We start from the raw sequence: 19,044 nt of genomic DNA, 5'->3' as shown, positions 1-19,044 counted from the left end.
TATATTCACAACGTGAATATACCCTTTTGTTTTTTAAATAAAATATGTTAAGGTTTGTTTATGAATATAAAAGTTTTACCTCAAGATCTAATCAACAAAATCGCAGCTGGAGAAGTAGTTGAACGACCAGCTTCTGTTGTGAAGGAGTTAGTGGAAAATTCGCTTGATGCTGGAGCGACTAATGTTCAGGTTGAAATAGAAAATGGAGGAATCAACTTAATTAAAATCACAGACGATGGTTCAGGCATGAATAAAGAGGATGCCGAGCTTAGTATTGTTCAGCATGCCACTAGTAAAATTGGCAGCCAGGAAGATTTATTCAATATTGGTAGCTTAGGTTTTCGTGGCGAAGCATTGGCAAGTATTTCTTCGGTCAGTGAATTTTGTTTAATTAGTAAAACCAGTGATTCTGTCGCGGGCACGAAGGTTACAGTTGAAAATGGACAGGTCAAAACTGAACAATCGGGAGCAGCAGACGGTACCAGTGTGGAAATAAGAAATATTTTTTATAATGTACCTGCCCGGCAAAAGTATTTAAAAACTGCGGTTACTGAATTTAATCATGTGGTTGATTTGTTTTTGAATTATTGTTTGGCTTACCCTGAGGTTACCTGGAAACTTATTCATAATAACAAAGTAGTTTATCAATTCCCGTCAGCAAGACAGTTTCAGCGCATTGCTGATTGCTTGGGCGACGAGGTTGCAGGGAACTTAATAGAGGTTGATTTAAAATTAAATAATGTTTCTGTTAAAGGGTTTATTGGTAAACCACAGATCGCTCGTAATAATAGAAAGTTACAATATTTGTTTGTTAACCAACGACCGGTAAATGAATATATCGTGGCTAAACAAATTAAACAGGCATATACAACCCTTTTGTCCAAGGAGTTGCACCCCGTCTATATTTTAAACTTAAAAATTGAAAATGAGAAAATTGATGTTAACGTCCATCCTCGTAAACTTGAGGTGCGATTTTCAGAGCCGCATATTATCTATAAAACAGTTTATCAAGTGGTTGCAAAGGCATTAGACGACAATGATCTTGGCCGGCAGGTGCCAGTTGAGGATATGAAAAAATTCATACCAGTTAAACAAGTATTAAGTTCAGTACAATCAAGGTTTCCGGTAAGTAATATTCGAATTAAAAAAGATTTTATTCAACCAAGTCCTGAATTTAAAAAGGCTTCAGCCGATTTTAATAAGATAATGCAACAGACCGCAGATGTAGAAGGATTACGTGAAGGAGGCGAGTCAGAGCCTGTACTTCTTAGCAATAGCGAAGAAGGAATATCTCGTGAACCGGATAAAGATTTTAAAATATTAGGTCAAGTGCAAAATTCATATATTATTGTTGAATGTGCGGAGAGTCTGAAAATCTATGATCAACATGCAACTTCAGAGCGTGTGCAATATGAAAAACTTAAGCGTGAGTGGCAAATTGGTAAATTAGCTAGTCAGAAAATGTTATTGCCACAAAACATTGAATTAGTTCCTGCGGAAGCGCAACTATTGGATAGTAATTTTTCACTTTTGAATAAGCTGGGTTTTGAGGTTGAAAATTTTGGCAACAATACTTTTGCGATTTCAGCGGTGCCTCAGGTTTTGGCTAGGGTAGATCTAAAAGAATTAGTTTTTCAAATTGTTGGGGAGTTAATTGAACCAGTTGTAGTTGAGGATAAAATTAGTAAACCCGTTGACACTATTTTAAAAATGATGGCTTGCAAAAGCGCAATCAAGTTTGGTGATCAGCTTAACGAGTTGGGAATGACAGCCCTAATTAATGATCTTGAGTGTCTTGAAAATCAATATACCTGTGTCCATGGTAGACCTTGCTTTTTGGAATATAGATTTGGTGAACTTGAAAAGTTGTTTAAGCGAAAGAAGTAATTGTTTGTGATATGTTAATAAACCATTTGACAAAATATTAATTATACATTAGTATATATAAGTAATTGATATGACTAAATTTAGCCATTTGAAATTTATTAAAAAATTATATAAGTTTTAATTTTATTTAATTTTACCAAAAGTATGTCAGGAATCGCATATTAAAAGCATCCATATTGACATATTTTTTAAAATCATTATAATTAAGTTAACTTTTGCATGGGAAAAAAAGATGTGATTGAAATGACGGGCATGGTTGAAGAACTGTTCCCGGCAGGATCTTTTCAGGTTACCCTTGAGAATGGTCATTCTATTAGAGCGCATTTGGCAGGAAGAATGCGTATGAATCGGATTAGAATTCTAGTTGGAGATAAAGTAAAGATAGAGATGACTCCGTATGACTTGACCAAGGGAAGAATAGTCTATAGATATTAATTAATTTTCTAATTTTGTTGATAACCGCTTCCGTAGTGGAGTGGCTAGTGTTTAACTACTTATGAAAGTAAGAACATCAGTCAAAAAAATCTGTAAAGATTGTAAAACCATTCGTCGTAAACGAAGAGTTTGGGTTGTCTGCAAAAATCCTAAACATAAACAAAGACAAGGTTAAATAAACATATAGCATGTAACATGTAACATGTAGCACTCACTATCTTTCGTGGTGATACATGATACAGGATTCATGATTCATGATAAACTATGGCACGAATTGCAGGTGTAAACATTCCAAAAGATAAAAGAGTAGTAATTGCACTAACTTATATTTATGGTATTGGTATAACCAAGTCAGAAAAGCTATTAAAGCAGCTGGATATTGATAAATCAATTAGAGTAAAGGAGCTAACGGAAGAACAAGTAAATACTTTACGTAAAGAAATTGAAAAGGACAATGTAGAAGGAACTCTTAGACGGGAAATGTTAGCAAATATTAAAAGACTAAAAGAAATTAAAAGTTATAGAGGGACTCGTCACTCCAAAGGATTACCTGCTCGAGGCCAACGATCAAAAACTAATAGTCGAACTGTGCGTGGTAATACTCGGAGAACCATGGGAAGTGGTCGTAAAGGGGCAGCACAAAAAACCTAAAATTACGTATTAGCATTATATTTACATATGGCAGAAGAAAACAAACAACCAATTGAAGATAAGAAAGTTGAAGAACCGGTTAATCTAACTGAGGGCGATGTTCAGGTTGAACAAGCGCCAGTCGATGGATTGCCTGATATGCCTTTAGAAGCAGGAGAACAAAAAAAGAAAGGTGGAAAAAAGGTAAAAGGCAAAAGAAGCAAGAAGAAAGTATATCGTAGTGTTCCAATAGGTAATGCTTACGTTAAAGCTACATATAATAATACAATTGTAACCTTGACTGATCAGGCTGGTAATGTAATATCTTTTTCTAGCGCGGGCGCTAATGGTTTCAAGGGACCTAAAAAGGCCACTCCATTTGCAGCTACAATTATTGTTCGTAACGCAGTAGAAAAAGCACGACCTTATGGATTAAAGGATGTTAATGTGTTTGTTAAGGGTGTTGGCATGGGCCGGGAATCAGCAGTTCGTGGGCTAAATGCTAACGGTTTAAATATTTTAGCAATTAAGGATGTGACTCCGATTCCTCATAATGGTTGTCGCAAACGTAAACCAAGAAGAGTTTAAAAAATATATATATGGCAAGGGATCTGAATGCAAAATGTAAACAATGTAGAAGAGAAGGCGTTAAACTTTTTATTAAAGGTGAGCGTTGTAATAGCTCAAAGTGTGCAATGGTAAAAAGAAACTATATTCCAGGAATACATGGTATTAAACTTGGTCGTGGTGGCCGTTTAACTGGTTATGGAATTCAATTGAGAGAAAAACAAAAAGCCAAGAGAATGTATAGAATTTTAGAAAAACAATTCAGAAATTATTTTGATAAAGCAATTCATAAAACTGGTGAAACGGGTGATAATTTATTCAATTTGCTAGAAACCAGGTTAGATAATGTTATTTACAAAGCTGGCTTTGGTAATAGTCGTGATGCGGCAAGACAATTGATCAGTCATTATCATTTCTTGGTAAATGGAAAAAAGGTTAATATTCCATCATTTCAAGTAAAAGTTAAAGATAAAATTACCGTTAAACCAAAGAGTCAAAAAATGCAAGAGTTTATCGCACTACCTGAGAAATTAAAAAACTTTGAAGCACCTGAATGGTTAAGTATTGATGCAAAAGAAATGCAAATAACCATGATTGATGAACCGAATCTTGAAAAGAGTACTCCTGGATTTGATCTAAAATTGATAATTGAGTTTTATTCAAAATAAGTTTAAGGATATTAAAATAATAAATCACTGTTGCTGGACAAAAAAAGTCCGAAGACAGTATAAACCCCAACAGGGGATTGGTGTTGAACTAATAATTAAGTATTAATTCAAGATCAAGAACAAAAAAATATGGAAAATCTACTTTTGCCCTCAAACATTTCTTATGAGGAAACCAAAGAGCCCAACAAGGCAGTATTGACCATTGAACCATGTTATTTTGGTTATGGTACAACCTTGGGAAATGCTCTACGTAGAGTTTTACTATCATCTTTGCCAGGCGCAGCTGTTACAGCTGTAAAAATTGATGGTGTTGATCAAGAATTTTCTGCACTAGAAAATGTAAAAGATGATATTTTGAAAATTTGTTTAAAATTAAAAGAGTTGAGACTAAAGGTTCATAGTGAAGAACCAGTAAAACTCAAGCTGAATACTAAGGGCGCAAAGCCAGTTACAGCTGAAGATTTTGAAAAAAATAGTGATGTTGAAATTGTTAATCCATCATTGGTTATTACAGAATTAACTGACAAAAAGGCAGAGTTGAATATGGAAATTACTGTTCAGCAAGGTCGTGGTTATTGGCCAACAGAAGAAAGAACAAAGGAAGATATTGAAATTGGTACAATTTTACTTGATTCAGTATTTACACCTGTTAGAAAAGTTGGTTACAAAGTTGTTCCTACTCGTGTGGGAGATATTACTAACTATGATAAGCTTGTTATGGAGATTGAAACTGATGGTACATTTACTCCACAGGAAGCAGTCGAACAAGCATCAAAAATTTTAATTGATCACTTTTCTTTATTTTCAAACAAGGAATAACGTAAATTAGATATATTTTATGCGACATAAGAAAACAATTGCAAAATTAGGGCTGAAAGTTGGCCCACGAAAAGCATTGCTTCGAGGATTAGCAACGAGTTTTGTGATGAAGGAAAAAATTAAAACAACTGCTACAAGAGCTAAAGCGTTGCGACCAGTTGTTGAAAAATACATTACTCTTAGTAAAAAAAGTGATCTTGCTACAAGACGGCAATTGTTAGAGTATTTTTATGACGAAAAGGCAGTTAAAAAATTAATAGATAAAATTGGCCCTAAATATAAAGATCGAAAAGGTGGATACACTAGAATTATAAAGTTAAATGAAAGAAAAGGTGACAATGCACCAATGGCCTTAATAGAATTAGTATAATATGGAAAGAAAATTACATAAAATTGATGCTACAGATAGAGTTTTGGGACGATTAGCTACCGAAATTGCTATTTTGATCCGTGGAAAACACAAAGTTACTTTTCAGCCTAATGTGGACGGTGGTGATATAGTTGAAGTCAGTAATGTTGATAAACTTAAATTCACTGGCAACAAAATGGAGCAAAAAAAGTATTACCGTCACTCAGGTTATCCTGGTGGTTTGAAAGAAACTGGTTTAAAAAAGAAAATGGCAGAAGAGCCGCATTTTGTTTTACGTAATGCAGTTGTTCATATGTTGCCAAGTAATAAATTACGTAAAGAAATGATTAAACGGTTAAGATTTATAAAAAAATAAGTTAATTCAGTGTTTCATCCAATATGGTAGAAAAAAAGAAAACAACAACTGCTACAAAAAAGACTGTTGCAAAAGTAACAAAGCCTAAAGTTGACAAAGACACTGTTAAGAAGGTTAAGGTAGAAAAAACAGCTGTCAAAAAGCCAGTTTCAGATAAAAAGGTTGATACTGTTGAATCCACACCGATTGTGAAAGACGTCGAAGATAGTGAAATGGTTGCAGGCAAGAAAAAGGCAGAATATCTGTATGGTGTGGGTAAACGTAAAACTGCTATTGCTCAGGTTAGAGTTTTCAAAAAGGGAGATGGAAAGATTATAATCAATGAAAAAACAGTTAAAGAATATTGTGCAACTCCAAGTTTGGCAGAAAAGGTTGTATCTCCATTAAAGATTGTTGGCCAACAGGATAAATTAGATGTTTCAGCCAAAGTCAAAGGCGGTGGTTCTACTGCTCAAGCTGAAGCTGTTCGTCATGGTATTGCCAGAGCACTATTATTATTAAATGCTAATTTTAGAAAGCCATTAAAAAAAGCAGGTTATTTAACTCGAGATCCAAGAAAGAAGGAAAGAAAGAAACCAGGATTGAAACGAGCTCGAAAAGCACCACAATGGAAGAAGCGTTAATCACGTAGCATATAACACATATCACGTAACAATATATAAAAAGAACCGCTCTTGTTTGAGCGGTTTTTTGTTGTCTTGCTGGTTTTTAGTTGATGTGTTAAACTTATAAAAATCGATTCTTTAACCCCGGGAGGGTTCAATGGGAAAGCGACAAGGTATGCCACCACGTGGTGATGAGCTTAGAAAACAGGTTGACGAAGCAATCAAAAACATTGATTATGCTGAAGCCTTTGCAAAAAAGGCACGTGAAGAGCGGAGTAAGTTACCGCCAGTGCATAAAGATCCACCGTATCGACCAGAAGAAGAAAGATGAAAAATAAAGACCGAACTAATTTAGTTTGGTCTTTTTGTAGTTAAAATTAAACCGCTAACGTTTTGTTCTGCTTGTCGGAGGTTAACGGTTATAATTGATTTTTTCTCTTGGTTTTGTTACAATTTAACTACTTTTATGCAAGGTGAAACAGTAACCAAAAACACTACTTACTTAACCGGATCCTATATTTGGCAAAAAATATTGTCATTTTTTTATTTTGTTTTAATCGCTAGATTCATTGGAGTTGAAGATCTAGGTAAATATACATTTGCTTTGTCTTATGTGACGCTATTTGCTGTATTCGTGGATATTGGCTTAACTCAGTCACTAATTCGGGAGGCAGCCAAAAGAAAAGAAAAAGCCAAAGAGTTTATTTCATCAGTTCTGGGAATGAAATTGATATTTTCTGGTTTAGTTTATGCCTTGGTTGTTGTGTTGGTAAATTTGATGGGTTATCCAGAAGTTACCAAAAATCTAGTTTATGTGGCTGGTATTGCTATGATCTTTGACCAATTTACTGCGAGCTTTTGGGGTGTGTTTCGTGGTTTTCAAAACCTAAAATACGAAGCTATTAGCATTGCTATTAATCAGGTAATTATTGTGGCCGTTGGTGTGGTTGTTATATATTTAAAGCTCCCATTAATTTATTTGATGCTGCCATTTATTTGTGGCAGTTTATTTAGTTTGTTGTTTGCTGGAATTAGTGTGAGAAAAGCTTTGAAAATAGATTTTTCTGTAATGCTTAGCAAGGAAGTTTTGAAGTTTCTTTTTAAGATAGGTATTCCATTTGCATTAATTGCAATTTTTAGTCGGGTTTATGGTTATATTGATTCAATAATGTTGTCCAAGTTGATTGGTGATAAGGCGGTTGGTTGGTATAGTGTGGCGATGAAGATCCCTTTTGCTTTGCAATTCATCCCTGCAGCTTTGGCGGCAGCTATTTTTCCAGCTTTTTCTCGTTATTATTTACATGATAAAAAACAACTCAAATTCACCTTTGATCGAGTGATGAAATTTTTAGTTATAATCGTTGTGCCAATTTCAATTGGAGTTGCACTTTTGGCTCGACCAATAATTTTGTTTTTCTATGGCAATGAATACTTGCCTTCGGTTTTGCCTTTGCAGATTTTGATGCTGGGATTAATTTTTGTGTTTCTAAATTTCCCCTTGGGTTCTTTGTTAAATGGTTGTGATCGGCAAGTTGCGAATACAGTGTTGGTTGGTATTACCATGGTTTTTAATGTAATAATTAATATTTTTATAATTCCACGATATAGTTTTACTGGCGCAGCAATTGCTTTTTTAATCAGTCATACTTTTTTATTTTTCATAAGCATGGTAGTAGCTAGAAAGATTATCCCATACAGTAAGTTTTTACTTTTAAAAACTATTTTCCAATCATTTATTAGTGTTTTGGTTATGGCCGCGGTTATTTATTATTTAATGGCCCAATTACATTTCACTATTCTGATTTTAGTCGGTGGGGTAGTATATATCACTACTATGTTCATCACTAGAGGTTTAACTCAAAAAGATATAAAATATTTCATTGAAGTATTAATCAAGAAAAAACATGCCTAAGGTTATAAAATATTTTCCAGAAAGCAAGAATGTTCAGGCTTGTTTTGCTGACAAAAGTTGGGGTAATTTGTCGTTCAAGTGGCCAGGTGAAAAAGTTTTGGAACATAGACAGAAGCTTTTTGCTAGTTTAAATTTAAATTTGAATAAACTGGTGATGCCTGAGCAAGTTCATGGTAAAATTATCAAGGTAATAACAAATGACTTGCAGGGGCGAGGCGCTTTGAAAAATGATTGGTTAGAAGGGGTTGAGGGCTTGGTAACCAAGGCTCCGGGAATTGTTTTAGGAGCGGAAGCTTCAGATTGCCTTTTGATTTATGCATTTGATCCAAAAGCTCAAGTAATTGGAATTGTTCATGCTGGTTGGCGTGGGGTGAAAAATAATGCGGTTGTAGCTTTATTTGACAAAATGCTTGACCAAGGCGCTGAAGTTGGTAATATAGAAGTGGCTATAGGACCGCATATTCAGCAATGTTGTTTTGAGGTCCAGTCAGATGTGGTTGAACAATTTCAGGATTATCCGGATTCTATTAAAATTGAACAAGGTAAACATTATATAAATTTGGCTGATATTGTAAAAAGACAGTTGATTATTAGAAACGTTGATTTAATAAATATTAAAATTTCTGAGAGGTGTACTTGTTGTGAATTAAATTTTCACTCATTTCGAAGAGAAAAACAAAGTTGTGATGGGGGAATGCTAGGTTTGATTTGGTTGATGGATAAATCTTAAGTAAAAGTAGAGACGCGATTAATCGCGTTTGTACACATAAAGTTTATAAATGAAGAGAACACTATTAATTACAATTGATTTCCCTCCGATGTTTGGCGGAGTGGCTAATTATTGGTCTAATTTATGTCGGCAGTTACCTGCGGATAATTTTGTCGTTTTGGCTTCTGAATATAATAACACCTTGGATTTTGACATTAAACAAAACTATCTAATATATCGGAAAAATATAATTTCAAATTTAAAGTGGATGTGGCCTAAATGGTTACCACTTTTCTGGCATACTTGGCGATTAGTTCGTCAAGAAAAGATTCAACGATTAATTGTAGCTCATGTTTTACCAACTGGAACAGTAGCGTATTTGATGAAAAAAATATTTAAAATTCCATATTTGATTTCTGTTCATGGTTTGGATGTTGCTATGACCCAAGTTCGTCCACGAAAAAGATGGTTACTACGTTTAATTTGTCGTAATGCTTCAGGTGTTGTGACCAACAGTAAATACACACATGAATTATTAAATTCGATTTGTTCAATTTCTCAACCAGTAAGTACGGTTTATCCTTGCCCAAATTTTGTTTATGAAAATATTGATTCAGACAGGCTTGAAGAATTTAAGAAATCATTTAAACTTCATAACAAAAAAATTCTTTTGACGGTTGGACGATTGGTTGAGCGCAAGGGACATGATAAAGTTATTGCAGCTATGCAAAGAGTAATCCAAAAATTCCCCAATGTGGTTTATTTAATTGTTGGTCAAGGTCCAGAATTAGACAAATTGAAGAATCAGGTAAAAGGAGCTAATTTGGGAGAAAGTGTCTTGTTCTTTTCGGATGTTATGAATAAAGAAGTGCCGTTGTTTTATCATTTGTCAGATATTTTTATAATGCCAAGCCGGCAACTGGACGATGGTGACATTGAGGGTTTTGGAATTGTTTACTTGGAAGCTAATTGTTATGGCAAGCCGGTAATTGCTGGACGTGCAGGTGGAGCAGTTGAAGCTGTCGAGGAGGGAGTTAATGGCTTATTAGTGAATCCACTTAGTGAGAGTGAAATAGCCAAGGCTATATTTTTATTGCTGCAAAACCCACGTCGTGCACAAGAGTTGGGTCAGCGAGGAAAGTTGCGAGTAGAACAAAAGTTTAATTGGTCTGAACAATCGAAAAAGTTAATAAAGTTATTAAATTAATATGTTGGAGGGGATTTTTCTAATCGTTATCGTTGTAACATTTTTGGCAATTTTTTTTCGTCCTTTGAATGTTCCAGAAAGTATTTATGTTTTTATCGCAATAATATTTTTGTTAATTACTGGGATACTTAGATTTACGGATTTAGGTCAAGCCTTGATATCATTTGATGTAGTCAAGCCTTATGCTGTTTTGGTATTTTTTATAACATTTGCTATTTTATCAACCGGCCTTGATGAACTTGGTTTTTTTGAGTATCTATCAATAAAAGCTATTCAATTGGCTAAGCATGATGGCTTGAAATTGTATAAATATCTTTTTGTGTTGTCGGCTGTAGTTAGTTATGTTGCTGCAAATGATATTGTTATCTTGACTTTGACTCCATTTATTTTATATTTTACTAAGTACACTAAAATAAAAGCTCGGGGATATTTGATTTCCATGTTTGTTGTGGCTAATACAGCCTCGATTGGACAGATTACTTCCAATCCCACAAATTTTATCGTGTCTATGGTTTTTGACATTGCTTTTTTAGAAAATTTGCTTTACATGTTTTTGCCAACAATTTTAGGTTTAATCGCAATATATTTTATTTTGAAAAAAGTTTTTTATAAAGAATTTAACCTTAAATACAAAGAGAAAAAAACTGATCTTAGTAAAATAATAAAAAACAAATATCAGTGTCGAATTTTTGTGGTGATGCTTTTAGTTCTAATGCTATTTTTTGCGGTCGCTCCATTAATAAAATTGGAATTATGGATAGTTTCTGCAATATGTGCCTTGTTGGCAATTTTTGTTTCACAAATAAAAATTAAACAACTGTTGAAAGATTTACCTTGGAACGTAGTTGTTTTGGTTACAGGATTGTTTATCCTTTTATATGGTTTCATTAGTACCGGCTTACTTTATGACATTATTCAGCGATTGGATTCCGTAGTAGTTGGAGCTTCTTATTATGTTTTTCTTGCTGTGTCGTTTCTGGTAACTTTAATTTGTGGAATTTTTAATAATATTCCGTCAACCGCTTTACTTTCTTCAATTCTGTATAATGTAAAGTCGGTTGAACAAGATATTATTGCTTATGCAATTATTATTGGTTCTAATGTTGGTGCCAATATTACGATTCTCGGTTCTTTGGCTGGGATAATGTGGTTTCATTTAATTAAAAAGAAGAAACATAAAATTAGTTTGTGGGATTTTACAAAATATGGAATAATCGCGACTGTACCATTTGTTATAATTGTAACCATTGTTTTATATGCTGAGTTTTTAATATTTAAATAACTAAGGTGGTTTTCTATATGCAAAAATTTGTTATTGATTTAGGTGGTTCAATTGTTATGCCTAAAGATTTTCAATCAGAGTTTCTTCAGAAGTTAAGAACTCTTTTAATTGAACAAGCCAAAGACAAAAAATTCTACATTGTGGTAGGCGGAGGTTGGCCATGTCGTGAATTTAATCGTCGGGCTGAGCAGGTTACTAAGCTCAGTTCTGAATCTCTGGATTGGCTGGGAATTAAGGTTACACACTTGAATGCATTTTTCCTGGCTACTCTTTTGGGTGAAGCCGCTAGCAAAACAATTTTCACTGACCCGACCAGTTTACCTGAAGTCAAAGAAAATATTGTGGTTGGTGGTGGTTGGAAGCCGGGTAACTCTACTGACTATGTGGCAGTAAAGGTTGCAGCAAAACAAGAGATTTCAACTTTAGTTATTTTAACTAATGTTGATTATGTGTACGACAAAGATCCTCGCAAGTTTGATGATGCTAAACCAATTGAAAAAATGACTTGGGCAGATTTAAAGGCCATTGTTGGAGACGAATGGATTCCTGGAGCCAACACTCCGCTTGATCCATTGGCCTGCAAGTTGGCTGAGGAGATTGGTCTTAAAGTTGTTTTTATGAATGGTACAAATGTAGAAAACTTTGCGGCTTTTTTAAATGGAAATGATTTTATTGGCACCACAATTGCCTAAAAAAATAAGTAAATTTGACTAAAACTCATGTTAAATGGTATAGCATGAGTTTTTTATTGATTTAACTAAAAAAAAGTTTTAAGATATAGAGTCAAATGCTAGCTATTTAAAATTTGACAAGTTATAATAAAAGTATAGGTAGTTAGTGTGTTCTTTACATTTGTGTAACCCAACGAGAAGGAGGTTCCAATGAGTAGAGTGTTGATTGCAGGTGTCTGTATTGACGTGCCACAAGTTGTGGAAGAAGCCATGGAAGAGTTAGCTGCTCTTGATGAGCAGTTAGCCGTAGTTGCCAGAGATTTTGATTCTGCTGACTTGATCATGGAATGCCTTGATCGAGTCTTGAATCGTTATCGAGATGAAGTAGACACAACCGTTGAGCTTGCTCTGATGGATCGTGGTGAAAGAATCAGAAGCTATAACAACACGCAATTTCGTGGAGTTGTTAAGCCAAGTGGGTTGACTTACGGCTTGGCCGTGGGTGTCCATAATTACAATGGTCAGGTTCAATTCTATCGCGCCGAGGGTGAAACAGCTAAGGCTGCGGATTTGCTGGAACAAGAGTTTGTCAACCTGATGTTGAGTGAAACTCTGTTGGCTTTGATGAGAGCAACTGGTCATGAGGTTTCAGAGTTGTCAACGCGACAAAATTCGAGCACTGGGAAAATTGAGTCGATCAGTTTTCAGGGGGTGAGCGTATCATGAGCAAGGACATTGTAGACGTTAAAGTCGAAGATGGTAAGTTGATCATGGATGTTCATTGTCCTGGTGATCCCGGAGGAAAACGTTGTCAAGCCAAGATGGCCCTTTTTAAGGTGTTGGCTGGTAAAATGGGATTTAGGGTTGATACTGAGGAAGAAGGGGGTAGTCGTCGTCCTGAGGCTCAAGTGGAGGAAGTCCATGTCAAAAAACGTCAAAAAACTTGATCCAAAAGTAAGACGTCATTATGACGTTGTGATTGACTTTATCGACGGTCGACTAGTTTTGCAGGACTTTTCCCAGGACGGTCATAAAGGAAGTCAGTTGTTCCTAGTGCTACTTCAAAAAGCGGGTTTTAGGGTCGATGTTACGACCGACAGCCCTTGCGGATAGAAGGGGAGGTAGCCAATGGTAAGTTTTCGTGAAGGCAATTCAACTATCGATACAGAAAAAGTTTTGTGGGGGTTTCGAGCGAACGATATTGTGGTGCAAGTTTCTTTTCAGCAGGGACGTTCAAAAATTGCCAAGTTTCTAGTCAAGGGAGTTGAGGGTACGGAAAATCTGTGGTTAGAAAACATGACCACAAAGAAAATGGTAACCCCAGTTTCTGCGGAAGGCTTGATCTTATTTGAGCGGCCAGACTTGTTGTACAAGATAAGTGATGGAGTAACACCACAACGTGGCAAGGCGAAACATCTGAATGGAATTGTTCGCGCAATAAACCCTTATACCAATGCTTTGTTGGTTGAGTTTGCAACCTTTAAAGATGGGCAGGAAATTTCTAATAAGGACAAGAAAAAGCCCTGGTTCCCTAAGCAGTTCAAGTATGATGGTAAGCGCTATGTTTGGTGCGAACTGAGTGTTTTTACACCAGAAGCCAAACAAAAGCTCAAAGTCAATGAATCACCTGCTAAGGAATTTGCTGTTGAAGGAACACATGAATTTACTCCAATGGCTGATTGGTTAACTGAGCTTGATGAAAAAAGACGAGCTAAGTTTGGCCATGTGTTTGCGCTGTGGGGTAATGTTGCTGATTTGCAGCAAAATCAAAAAGGTGTTTATCTGACTTTGCAGCAGTATCTGGAAGAAATATTTAGTCAGCGCAAGCTGATTATGTATTATTGTCTTTCAGCTGGTCTGCAATTTGCTGACGAAGAAATGGAAGATACTTTTCGTGACTTATATATGCCAAAATCTGAAGCTCAGCCGCCACCTGAAAGTCATGGTGGTAGATCTAGACGATCAGGTTCAGGTGGTGAACAAAAGTTGGCTGATGCATTTAACACCAGTCGGCAAAATACGCCCTTGCAGGATTTGATTGGTACTATGCCAGAAAAAGTTTTCCCGCTTTTGGAAAAAGCCTTGATTGGTGATTCAAAAAGGGAAAGAAAAGAGCGTAAACCATCTCCCAAGGTGTTAGTTATTAACTTTGCGGATAATGTGTTTCCTTACAATGCTAGCCAAGGGCAAGGTCGGGGAGACCGAATTGTATCAGAAACTCTTCAGCGTTGGGCAATGGATCATCGAGTAAGAGATTCGGGCACACTAGTCTTTCTGATCACACCGCAACTTTCCCGGTTGGACCCGGCTATTCGCGAGGGGCATACAGAAATTGTGCCAATTCGAGTTGCCAAACCAACGCAGGAGCAACGAGCTGATCGTTGGGGATTTTTGACCACCAAGACAGCTGTTGAAATGGAAGAGGGCCTAGCCCCTGCTATGCTTAGTCGAGCGACTAATGGTTTGTCTTTACGGCAAATCGATGAGGTTTATCGTTTGAGTGTAGTGCGAAGACAGGGGATCAGTTTAGCTAGTATTCGCAAGCGAAAAAGAGCTTTACTGCAGAATGAATTTGGTGGTCGAATTAATGTGTTAAATCCTGAATACGGGTATGATCATTTTGGTGGTCGACCTGAACTGATTGAGTATTTGCAAAAGTTGCAGTACTACATGCTAAACGGGATTTACCGACGCGTGCCAGTTGGCATTTTGTCACCTGGTCCACCAGGTACTGGCAAAACAACCTGTTGGATGTGTTTTGCTCATGAGACCGGCCTTAACTGCTTGAGTATTGGAACACTCCGATCCATGTGGCAAGGCATCTCTGAACAAAATACAGATGAAATTCTAGGAATTATTGATGACATGTCGCCGGTGGTGGTGATTGAAGATGAAGCTGATCAATCGGAGGGGTCTCGCGATTCGGCAAGTGGCGATGCTGGAGTGTCAAACCGGATGCGTAAGAAAAAGTTTGAGTTTTGTTCTGATCCAAGGAGACGGGGTAGAGTGATTTGGGTTAGGTTAACCAATAGGCAGGATTTACTGGATTCTGCTTACCGGCGAAAAGGCCGGACCGATGAAGTTATTCCCTTTGTTCTGCCTACGGTAGAAGACATGGCTCAGATTTTTGCAGTTAAGTTCAACGAATACGATATTCCAACTCAACTGTCAGACTTTACCCGGTTCGCCAAAGCCGCTAAAGACAGGCTCTATATTACGGGGGCTGACATCGACTGGATGGTACGTGAAGCTGATCTAATTGCAGAAGATAATGGTAAGGAAATAGTTGAAGCCAAACACTTGATCCAGGCAGTTGCAGATTGGGAAATGCAAACAGACCCTATTGATATGGATCGGCAAACTGTGATGGCACTTCGATGTAGTTCTAAGCGCTTTAGACCAACGGGCTGGGAGCAGACTTTGTCTGAAGCCGAAGAAAGACTGGGAATCAGTAGAAAATCTGCTGTTTATCCAGGAAGTGGAAGTCAGTCTAATTCGACACCGGTACCAAGTGACCCAACAATGAACTAAAAAAACACAAGCAGCACGAAACATAGTGCTGCTTTCATCAGAGTAGTGATTTTGAAAATGACTTTTCTGATGAAAATTGTACATTAAAATCTAGGAGGAATATCACATGGAAAAAGAATCATCACAATATGATGACAGAGTGCTTTTGTTGCTTCGAGTGTTATTTAAGGAAGTAGTCAAAGGTGAGAAAAAGGGAGAGTTTCCATTATTCACTCCAACTCGGCTCATGATTTCCAGTGTCGGTAGGGTGAAGTTTGAAGTAATGCACAGAGTTGGCGATGTGTCGGTATCTTTGCAGAGTCTTGGTGTTTCTGTTTACCATTTACTAACGGGTGAGTCTGAGTACAATAAGGAAAGTTTCCGATTTGATGGGTATTCTACTCGACCAATTAAGTCTATTCACTGGCCAGTGCTCAAGTTCATGCTTGAAGGCTCAGCTCAAGACTTGCAATATATTAAAAAAAGATTGAGTAAGTTTGAACTGTGGCGTGCAGATGTTAGTGACCGTTGGAATCAACTGCGTAATCGAATTCACAATAGGACCGAGGAGAAAATAACCTTGGTCAATGGTAATGTTAAAGTTGAATATATGGGTATTGTTCGATCTTGGGGCGGTAAATTAGAATTTGTTGGTGATTTAGTTTTTATAGCAGTTTTCGGAAGTGCTTTTTTACTTAGCCAAGTGTGTGCTATTGGTGCTTTGGTGTTATTTTCTGTTCATGCGTACCAGTTTTTTCCAATCCCACTGATGGCTATGATTTGGATTGTGTATATCACTGGTTTCTTATTTCTACACTATACTAGTTATGGATTAAGAACAAAAATGCATTGGCAATGGCGTCACTTGTCTATAACGGTGATAAGTTTCATCTTGACGAGCTTGGTTCTGTTTTCTGCTGGTAGGTGCTTCGATTGGACTCATGTTAATAAAGATAGTAATGGTCAGGAAAAAAGTTTTGTGGTTATTGATCGACAGCTAAATAGACCAATAGCCCGTTTAAGTCAGGATGAAACAGATACTTTTATGCAGTGGACAGAGGCGTCAGTCAGTCCTTTATACTATTCCATTGAGCCCGGACTACGGTTAAATGGAGAGTTCAAAATGCATTTTCGGTTGAATGCTGTTTTACCTAATGAACAGAATTTTATATTTGAAAGTAGGATCCAATATGTACTTGATATCAATGATGATATTGAGTTTCATGTAGCTTTGGATAAATGGGCACGAACTGATGTATTGCAATCATCAATTGATCAACATGTAACAGGTTTATCCTTTGATGTCGAAAAAGAACTTAGACAGTCAAAAGTCTTGCATGATCCGACGCTCCTAACTTTTGAAAGGGAATCGATTGTAAAAAAGATTTTTGTGGAAAAATTCAAGCAAAATCCAATTGCTCCAGAAGTAATGATTCAATTGGAATAAAAACACAAGAGGCAAGGGGAGCCTCTTTTTTGTTTCGCAAAGTGCTCACGTTGTAGTAATTTTAGGTGAATTTAGTGGGGTTGACGTAATCTAAAATTTACTTTATAATATCTATAACAATTAAATTAATCTCCGTAGACAACGGGTGTCCTTATTTTATCAGGGGCTTAATTACCTGTCGAGGAATATATCCTTTTTTAGATATGTCTGCGGAATTTAACGCAGATTTTTTAATTATTATAAGATAAAGAAGATATAGAGGGGCAAGAGGATAACTAAAATCTAATAATTCATAGTTATCTCCTATAGCCTCCTTATCCCTCCTTTAATATATGGCGAAGACAAAACAACAAAAACAAGAAGCTATTGATCAAATAGTTGCAAAAATTAAAGACGCAAAAGGTCTAGTAATTGCCAATCATGAAGGTCTAACTGTGAATGATTCACAAGTCTTGCGTGAAAAATGCAAAGAACAAAATGTGGAATTTGTTGCAGTGAAGAAAACATTATTGAAATTGGCATTGGAGTCAGCAGGTATTAAAGATGCTGATACAAAGTCTATGACTGGTGGATTAGCAATTGCGATTAGTGGAGAGGATGAAGTAGCTCCAGCAAAAATTCTGAAAGATTTTGCTAAGACTCACAGCCAGGTAGTTTTTTGTGGCGGAGTATTAGAAGGAACACTTGTTTCAGCTGAGCAAGTTGGCAAGTTAGCAGATCTACCAAGCAAACTAGAATTACTGGCCAAAGTCGTTGGTTCGATCAAAGCACCAGTTACTGGATTTGTTAATGTGCTGAGCGGTAACCTTCGTGGTTTAGTTAATGTATTAAATGCAATAAAAGAAAATAAATAAACTGTTAAACTGTTAAATTGTTAAATTGTATATAACAATATAACAATATAGCAATATAACAATATACTAAATATGGCAGACGAAAAAACAACAGCTCCAGTAGAGGAGACAAAGGACGTGGCAACTGAAGCTCCAGCAACTGTGGAGGAAAAAAAAGAAGTTGCAGTTCCTGCAAAATTTAAGTCATTGGTAGAAGAAATTGAAAAAATGACTGTTATGGATCTAGCTGAATTAGTTGAGATCCTAGAAGATAAGTTTGGTGTTAGCGCTGCTGCACCTATGATGGCTATGGCCGCTGCTCCTGGAGCAGAAGCTGCAGTTGAAGAAAAAAGTGAATTTGATGTTGAATTAGCTAGTTGTGGTGAAAACAAAATCGCTGTGATCAAGGTAGTAAAAGAAATTACAGGTTTAGGTCTAAAAGATGCCAAAGATTTAGTTGATGCTGCACCTAAGGTCATCAAAGAAGCTGTTAAGAAAGAAGAAGCTGAAGAAATGAAAAAGAAATTAATGGAAGCAGGTGGAACAGTTAACTTAAAATAAAACTTCTTGAATAAGAAAACCCGCATTAATGCGGGTTTTTTGTTCTGATAAAAACCACCAGCTTAAGCTGGTGGTTAGTCATTTGACAAGAGTATCATTTTTTGTTATTATATATAGTTCTTTGAAAGGACGAGATAGTCTTTCTTAAATTTGAAACAGAAAAAATAGGAGTCAGATATGGGAGAAGTTACTTTAAATATAGCTCAAATCGCTATATTACGGTATTTGCCAGAAGGGATAGAGGTTTGTGCTGATGAAATTAATCCAGGTTTTGGAAAGATCCTGTTGTCAGATGTAACATTAAGGGAAGCAGATGCTCCCGGAGAGTACTATGTTGTAGCAATCTGCATGGATATGAATGGCCACACGTATAAATTGACTGCGTTATGTGGAGTTAATAAAGAACTAGAAGTTCAAGTAACTGTAGTTTTGACTGAGTTTACTGATCCCCCTCAATCGTCGCCAAGAAAATACGAACTGAATTTTGTTAAAAGTGCGAATCCAACTGTGGAGCTTGTTGAGACCTCAGGTCAAGAAGTGTAAGGATGGGCTGTCCCAGAGTGGGCAATTGGATAA

24 protein-coding genes and 1 other annotated feature are annotated in these 19,044 nt (G+C 36.4%); all 24 genes read left to right on the top strand.

Annotated features, from left to right (window positions below):
• Positions 1-60: 60 nt before the first annotated feature.
• Positions 61-1,887, top strand: a complete 1,827-nt coding sequence (mutL, locus tag HN643_00255; GenBank protein MBT7500088.1) for a DNA mismatch repair endonuclease MutL — start codon at positions 61-63, stop codon at positions 1,885-1,887.
• 219 nt (positions 1,888-2,106) lie between these two features.
• Positions 2,107-2,322 carry a translation initiation factor IF-1 gene (infA, locus tag HN643_00250; GenBank protein ID MBT7500087.1) on the top strand — a complete coding sequence of 72 codons (216 nt, stop codon included), beginning with the start codon at positions 2,107-2,109 and terminating at the stop codon, positions 2,320-2,322.
• 61 nt (positions 2,323-2,383) lie between these two features.
• Positions 2,384-2,497 (top strand): 50S ribosomal protein L36, encoded by a 114-nt coding sequence (rpmJ, locus tag HN643_00245; GenBank protein MBT7500086.1) that lies wholly within the window; start codon positions 2,384-2,386, stop codon positions 2,495-2,497.
• An 89-nt stretch (positions 2,498-2,586) separates the two neighbouring features.
• Positions 2,587-2,973 (top strand): 30S ribosomal protein S13, encoded by a 387-nt coding sequence (gene rpsM / locus HN643_00240; protein ID MBT7500085.1) that lies wholly within the window; start codon positions 2,587-2,589, stop codon positions 2,971-2,973.
• A gap of 138 nt (positions 2,974-3,111) precedes the next feature.
• Positions 3,112-3,540: a 30S ribosomal protein S11 gene (rpsK, locus tag HN643_00235; protein ID MBT7500084.1), complete on the top strand. Its 429-nt coding sequence runs from the start codon at positions 3,112-3,114 to the stop codon at positions 3,538-3,540.
• 11 nt (positions 3,541-3,551) lie between these two features.
• Positions 3,552-4,187 carry a 30S ribosomal protein S4 gene (rpsD, locus tag HN643_00230; protein MBT7500083.1) on the top strand — a complete coding sequence of 212 codons (636 nt, stop codon included), beginning with the start codon at positions 3,552-3,554 and terminating at the stop codon, positions 4,185-4,187.
• Between the two features lie 129 nt (positions 4,188-4,316).
• A complete protein-coding gene (gene rpoA, locus HN643_00225) occupies positions 4,317-5,006 on the top strand; it encodes a DNA-directed RNA polymerase subunit alpha (protein MBT7500082.1) in 690 nt (229 codons plus the stop codon).
• 19 nt (positions 5,007-5,025) lie between these two features.
• Positions 5,026-5,376 carry a 50S ribosomal protein L17 gene (gene rplQ, locus HN643_00220; protein MBT7500081.1) on the top strand — a complete coding sequence of 117 codons (351 nt, stop codon included), beginning with the start codon at positions 5,026-5,028 and terminating at the stop codon, positions 5,374-5,376.
• Between the two features lies 1 nt (position 5,377).
• On the top strand, positions 5,378-5,731 hold the full coding sequence (gene rplM, locus HN643_00215; protein MBT7500080.1) for a 50S ribosomal protein L13: 354 nt from the start codon (positions 5,378-5,380) through the stop codon (positions 5,729-5,731).
• A 212-nt stretch (positions 5,732-5,943) separates the two neighbouring features.
• Positions 5,944-6,354 carry a 30S ribosomal protein S9 gene (gene rpsI / locus HN643_00210; GenBank protein MBT7500079.1) on the top strand — a complete coding sequence of 137 codons (411 nt, stop codon included), beginning with the start codon at positions 5,944-5,946 and terminating at the stop codon, positions 6,352-6,354.
• A 139-nt stretch (positions 6,355-6,493) separates the two neighbouring features.
• Positions 6,494-6,667, top strand: a complete 174-nt coding sequence (locus HN643_00205) for a hypothetical protein (protein ID MBT7500078.1) — start codon at positions 6,494-6,496, stop codon at positions 6,665-6,667.
• A 135-nt stretch (positions 6,668-6,802) separates the two neighbouring features.
• The gene (locus HN643_00200; protein ID MBT7500077.1) at positions 6,803-8,248 is read left to right on the top strand and encodes a flippase; all 1,446 of its coding nucleotides are present in this window, start codon (positions 6,803-6,805) and stop codon (positions 8,246-8,248) included.
• The gene (locus tag HN643_00195; protein ID MBT7500076.1) at positions 8,241-8,978 is read left to right on the top strand and encodes a polyphenol oxidase family protein; all 738 of its coding nucleotides are present in this window, start codon (positions 8,241-8,243) and stop codon (positions 8,976-8,978) included. Before HN643_00200 ends, HN643_00195 begins: the two co-directional genes overlap by 8 nt.
• Before the next feature lie 49 nt (positions 8,979-9,027).
• A complete protein-coding gene (locus tag HN643_00190) occupies positions 9,028-10,164 on the top strand; it encodes a glycosyltransferase family 4 protein (protein MBT7500075.1) in 1,137 nt (378 codons plus the stop codon).
• A 1-nt stretch (position 10,165) separates the two neighbouring features.
• Positions 10,166-11,446, top strand: a complete 1,281-nt coding sequence (locus HN643_00185) for a hypothetical protein (protein MBT7500074.1) — start codon at positions 10,166-10,168, stop codon at positions 11,444-11,446.
• 17 nt (positions 11,447-11,463) lie between these two features.
• On the top strand, positions 11,464-12,138 hold the full coding sequence (locus tag HN643_00180) for a UMP kinase (GenBank protein ID MBT7500073.1): 675 nt from the start codon (positions 11,464-11,466) through the stop codon (positions 12,136-12,138).
• Between the two features lie 189 nt (positions 12,139-12,327).
• Entirely contained in the window at positions 12,328-12,843 is a 516-nt protein-coding gene (locus HN643_00175) for a hypothetical protein (protein ID MBT7500072.1), read from the top strand.
• Positions 12,840-13,064, top strand: coding sequence for a hypothetical protein (locus HN643_00170; protein ID MBT7500071.1), 225 nt, complete (start codon positions 12,840-12,842; stop codon positions 13,062-13,064). The genes HN643_00175 and HN643_00170 overlap by 4 nt, the downstream gene beginning before the upstream one ends.
• The gene (locus tag HN643_00165) at positions 13,039-13,230 is read left to right on the top strand and encodes a hypothetical protein (GenBank protein ID MBT7500070.1); all 192 of its coding nucleotides are present in this window, start codon (positions 13,039-13,041) and stop codon (positions 13,228-13,230) included. The genes HN643_00170 and HN643_00165 overlap by 26 nt, the downstream gene beginning before the upstream one ends.
• A 15-nt stretch (positions 13,231-13,245) precedes the next feature.
• Entirely contained in the window at positions 13,246-15,648 is a 2,403-nt protein-coding gene (locus tag HN643_00160; protein ID MBT7500069.1) for an ATP-binding protein, read from the top strand.
• 106 nt (positions 15,649-15,754) lie between these two features.
• Complete coding sequence (locus HN643_00155) at positions 15,755-17,074, top strand: hypothetical protein (protein MBT7500068.1); 1,320 nt, start codon at positions 15,755-15,757, stop codon at positions 17,072-17,074.
• A gap of 114 nt (positions 17,075-17,188) precedes the next feature.
• Positions 17,189-17,315, top strand: a sequence feature (ribosomal protein L10 leader region).
• Between the two features lie 91 nt (positions 17,316-17,406).
• Positions 17,407-17,928 carry a 50S ribosomal protein L10 gene (locus HN643_00150; GenBank protein MBT7500067.1) on the top strand — a complete coding sequence of 174 codons (522 nt, stop codon included), beginning with the start codon at positions 17,407-17,409 and terminating at the stop codon, positions 17,926-17,928.
• Positions 17,929-18,000: 72 nt separating this feature from the next.
• The gene (gene rplL, locus HN643_00145) at positions 18,001-18,468 is read left to right on the top strand and encodes a 50S ribosomal protein L7/L12 (GenBank protein MBT7500066.1); all 468 of its coding nucleotides are present in this window, start codon (positions 18,001-18,003) and stop codon (positions 18,466-18,468) included.
• Between the two features lie 177 nt (positions 18,469-18,645).
• Complete coding sequence (locus tag HN643_00140; protein ID MBT7500065.1) at positions 18,646-19,011, top strand: hypothetical protein; 366 nt, start codon at positions 18,646-18,648, stop codon at positions 19,009-19,011.
• Positions 19,012-19,044: the final 33 nt, after the last annotated feature.

The sequence above is a fragment of the Candidatus Falkowbacteria bacterium genome, assembly GCA_018674305.1.
Lineage (GTDB): Bacteria > Patescibacteriota > Patescibacteriia > UBA11705 > JABHMO01 > JABMRF01.
This window is presented reverse-complemented; position numbering and strand designations above follow the sequence as displayed.

Coding starts and splice junctions, on each gene's coding strand:
- HN643_00200 (MBT7500077.1), top strand. CDS start 6,803: ATGCAAGGTGAAACAGTAACCAAAAACACTACTTACTTAACCGGATCC.
- rpsM (MBT7500085.1), top strand. CDS start 2,587: ATGGCACGAATTGCAGGTGTAAACATTCCAAAAGATAAAAGAGTAGTA.
- rpmJ (MBT7500086.1), top strand. CDS start 2,384: ATGAAAGTAAGAACATCAGTCAAAAAAATCTGTAAAGATTGTAAAACC.
- rpsK (MBT7500084.1), top strand. CDS start 3,112: ATGCCTTTAGAAGCAGGAGAACAAAAAAAGAAAGGTGGAAAAAAGGTA.
- HN643_00190 (MBT7500075.1), top strand. CDS start 9,028: ATGAAGAGAACACTATTAATTACAATTGATTTCCCTCCGATGTTTGGC.
- rpsI (MBT7500079.1), top strand. CDS start 5,944: ATGGTTGCAGGCAAGAAAAAGGCAGAATATCTGTATGGTGTGGGTAAA.
- HN643_00140 (MBT7500065.1), top strand. CDS start 18,646: ATGGGAGAAGTTACTTTAAATATAGCTCAAATCGCTATATTACGGTAT.
- rplM (MBT7500080.1), top strand. CDS start 5,378: ATGGAAAGAAAATTACATAAAATTGATGCTACAGATAGAGTTTTGGGA.
- HN643_00150 (MBT7500067.1), top strand. CDS start 17,407: ATGGCGAAGACAAAACAACAAAAACAAGAAGCTATTGATCAAATAGTT.
- rplL (MBT7500066.1), top strand. CDS start 18,001: ATGGCAGACGAAAAAACAACAGCTCCAGTAGAGGAGACAAAGGACGTG.
- rpsD (MBT7500083.1), top strand. CDS start 3,552: ATGGCAAGGGATCTGAATGCAAAATGTAAACAATGTAGAAGAGAAGGC.
- rplQ (MBT7500081.1), top strand. CDS start 5,026: ATGCGACATAAGAAAACAATTGCAAAATTAGGGCTGAAAGTTGGCCCA.
- rpoA (MBT7500082.1), top strand. CDS start 4,317: ATGGAAAATCTACTTTTGCCCTCAAACATTTCTTATGAGGAAACCAAA.
- HN643_00205 (MBT7500078.1), top strand. CDS start 6,494: ATGGGAAAGCGACAAGGTATGCCACCACGTGGTGATGAGCTTAGAAAA.
- HN643_00175 (MBT7500072.1), top strand. CDS start 12,328: ATGAGTAGAGTGTTGATTGCAGGTGTCTGTATTGACGTGCCACAAGTT.
- HN643_00160 (MBT7500069.1), top strand. CDS start 13,246: ATGGTAAGTTTTCGTGAAGGCAATTCAACTATCGATACAGAAAAAGTT.
- infA (MBT7500087.1), top strand. CDS start 2,107: ATGGGAAAAAAAGATGTGATTGAAATGACGGGCATGGTTGAAGAACTG.
- HN643_00195 (MBT7500076.1), top strand. CDS start 8,241: ATGCCTAAGGTTATAAAATATTTTCCAGAAAGCAAGAATGTTCAGGCT.
- HN643_00185 (MBT7500074.1), top strand. CDS start 10,166: ATGTTGGAGGGGATTTTTCTAATCGTTATCGTTGTAACATTTTTGGCA.
- HN643_00165 (MBT7500070.1), top strand. CDS start 13,039: ATGTCAAAAAACGTCAAAAAACTTGATCCAAAAGTAAGACGTCATTAT.
- mutL (MBT7500088.1), top strand. CDS start 61: ATGAATATAAAAGTTTTACCTCAAGATCTAATCAACAAAATCGCAGCT.
- HN643_00155 (MBT7500068.1), top strand. CDS start 15,755: ATGGAAAAAGAATCATCACAATATGATGACAGAGTGCTTTTGTTGCTT.
- HN643_00170 (MBT7500071.1), top strand. CDS start 12,840: ATGAGCAAGGACATTGTAGACGTTAAAGTCGAAGATGGTAAGTTGATC.
- HN643_00180 (MBT7500073.1), top strand. CDS start 11,464: ATGCAAAAATTTGTTATTGATTTAGGTGGTTCAATTGTTATGCCTAAA.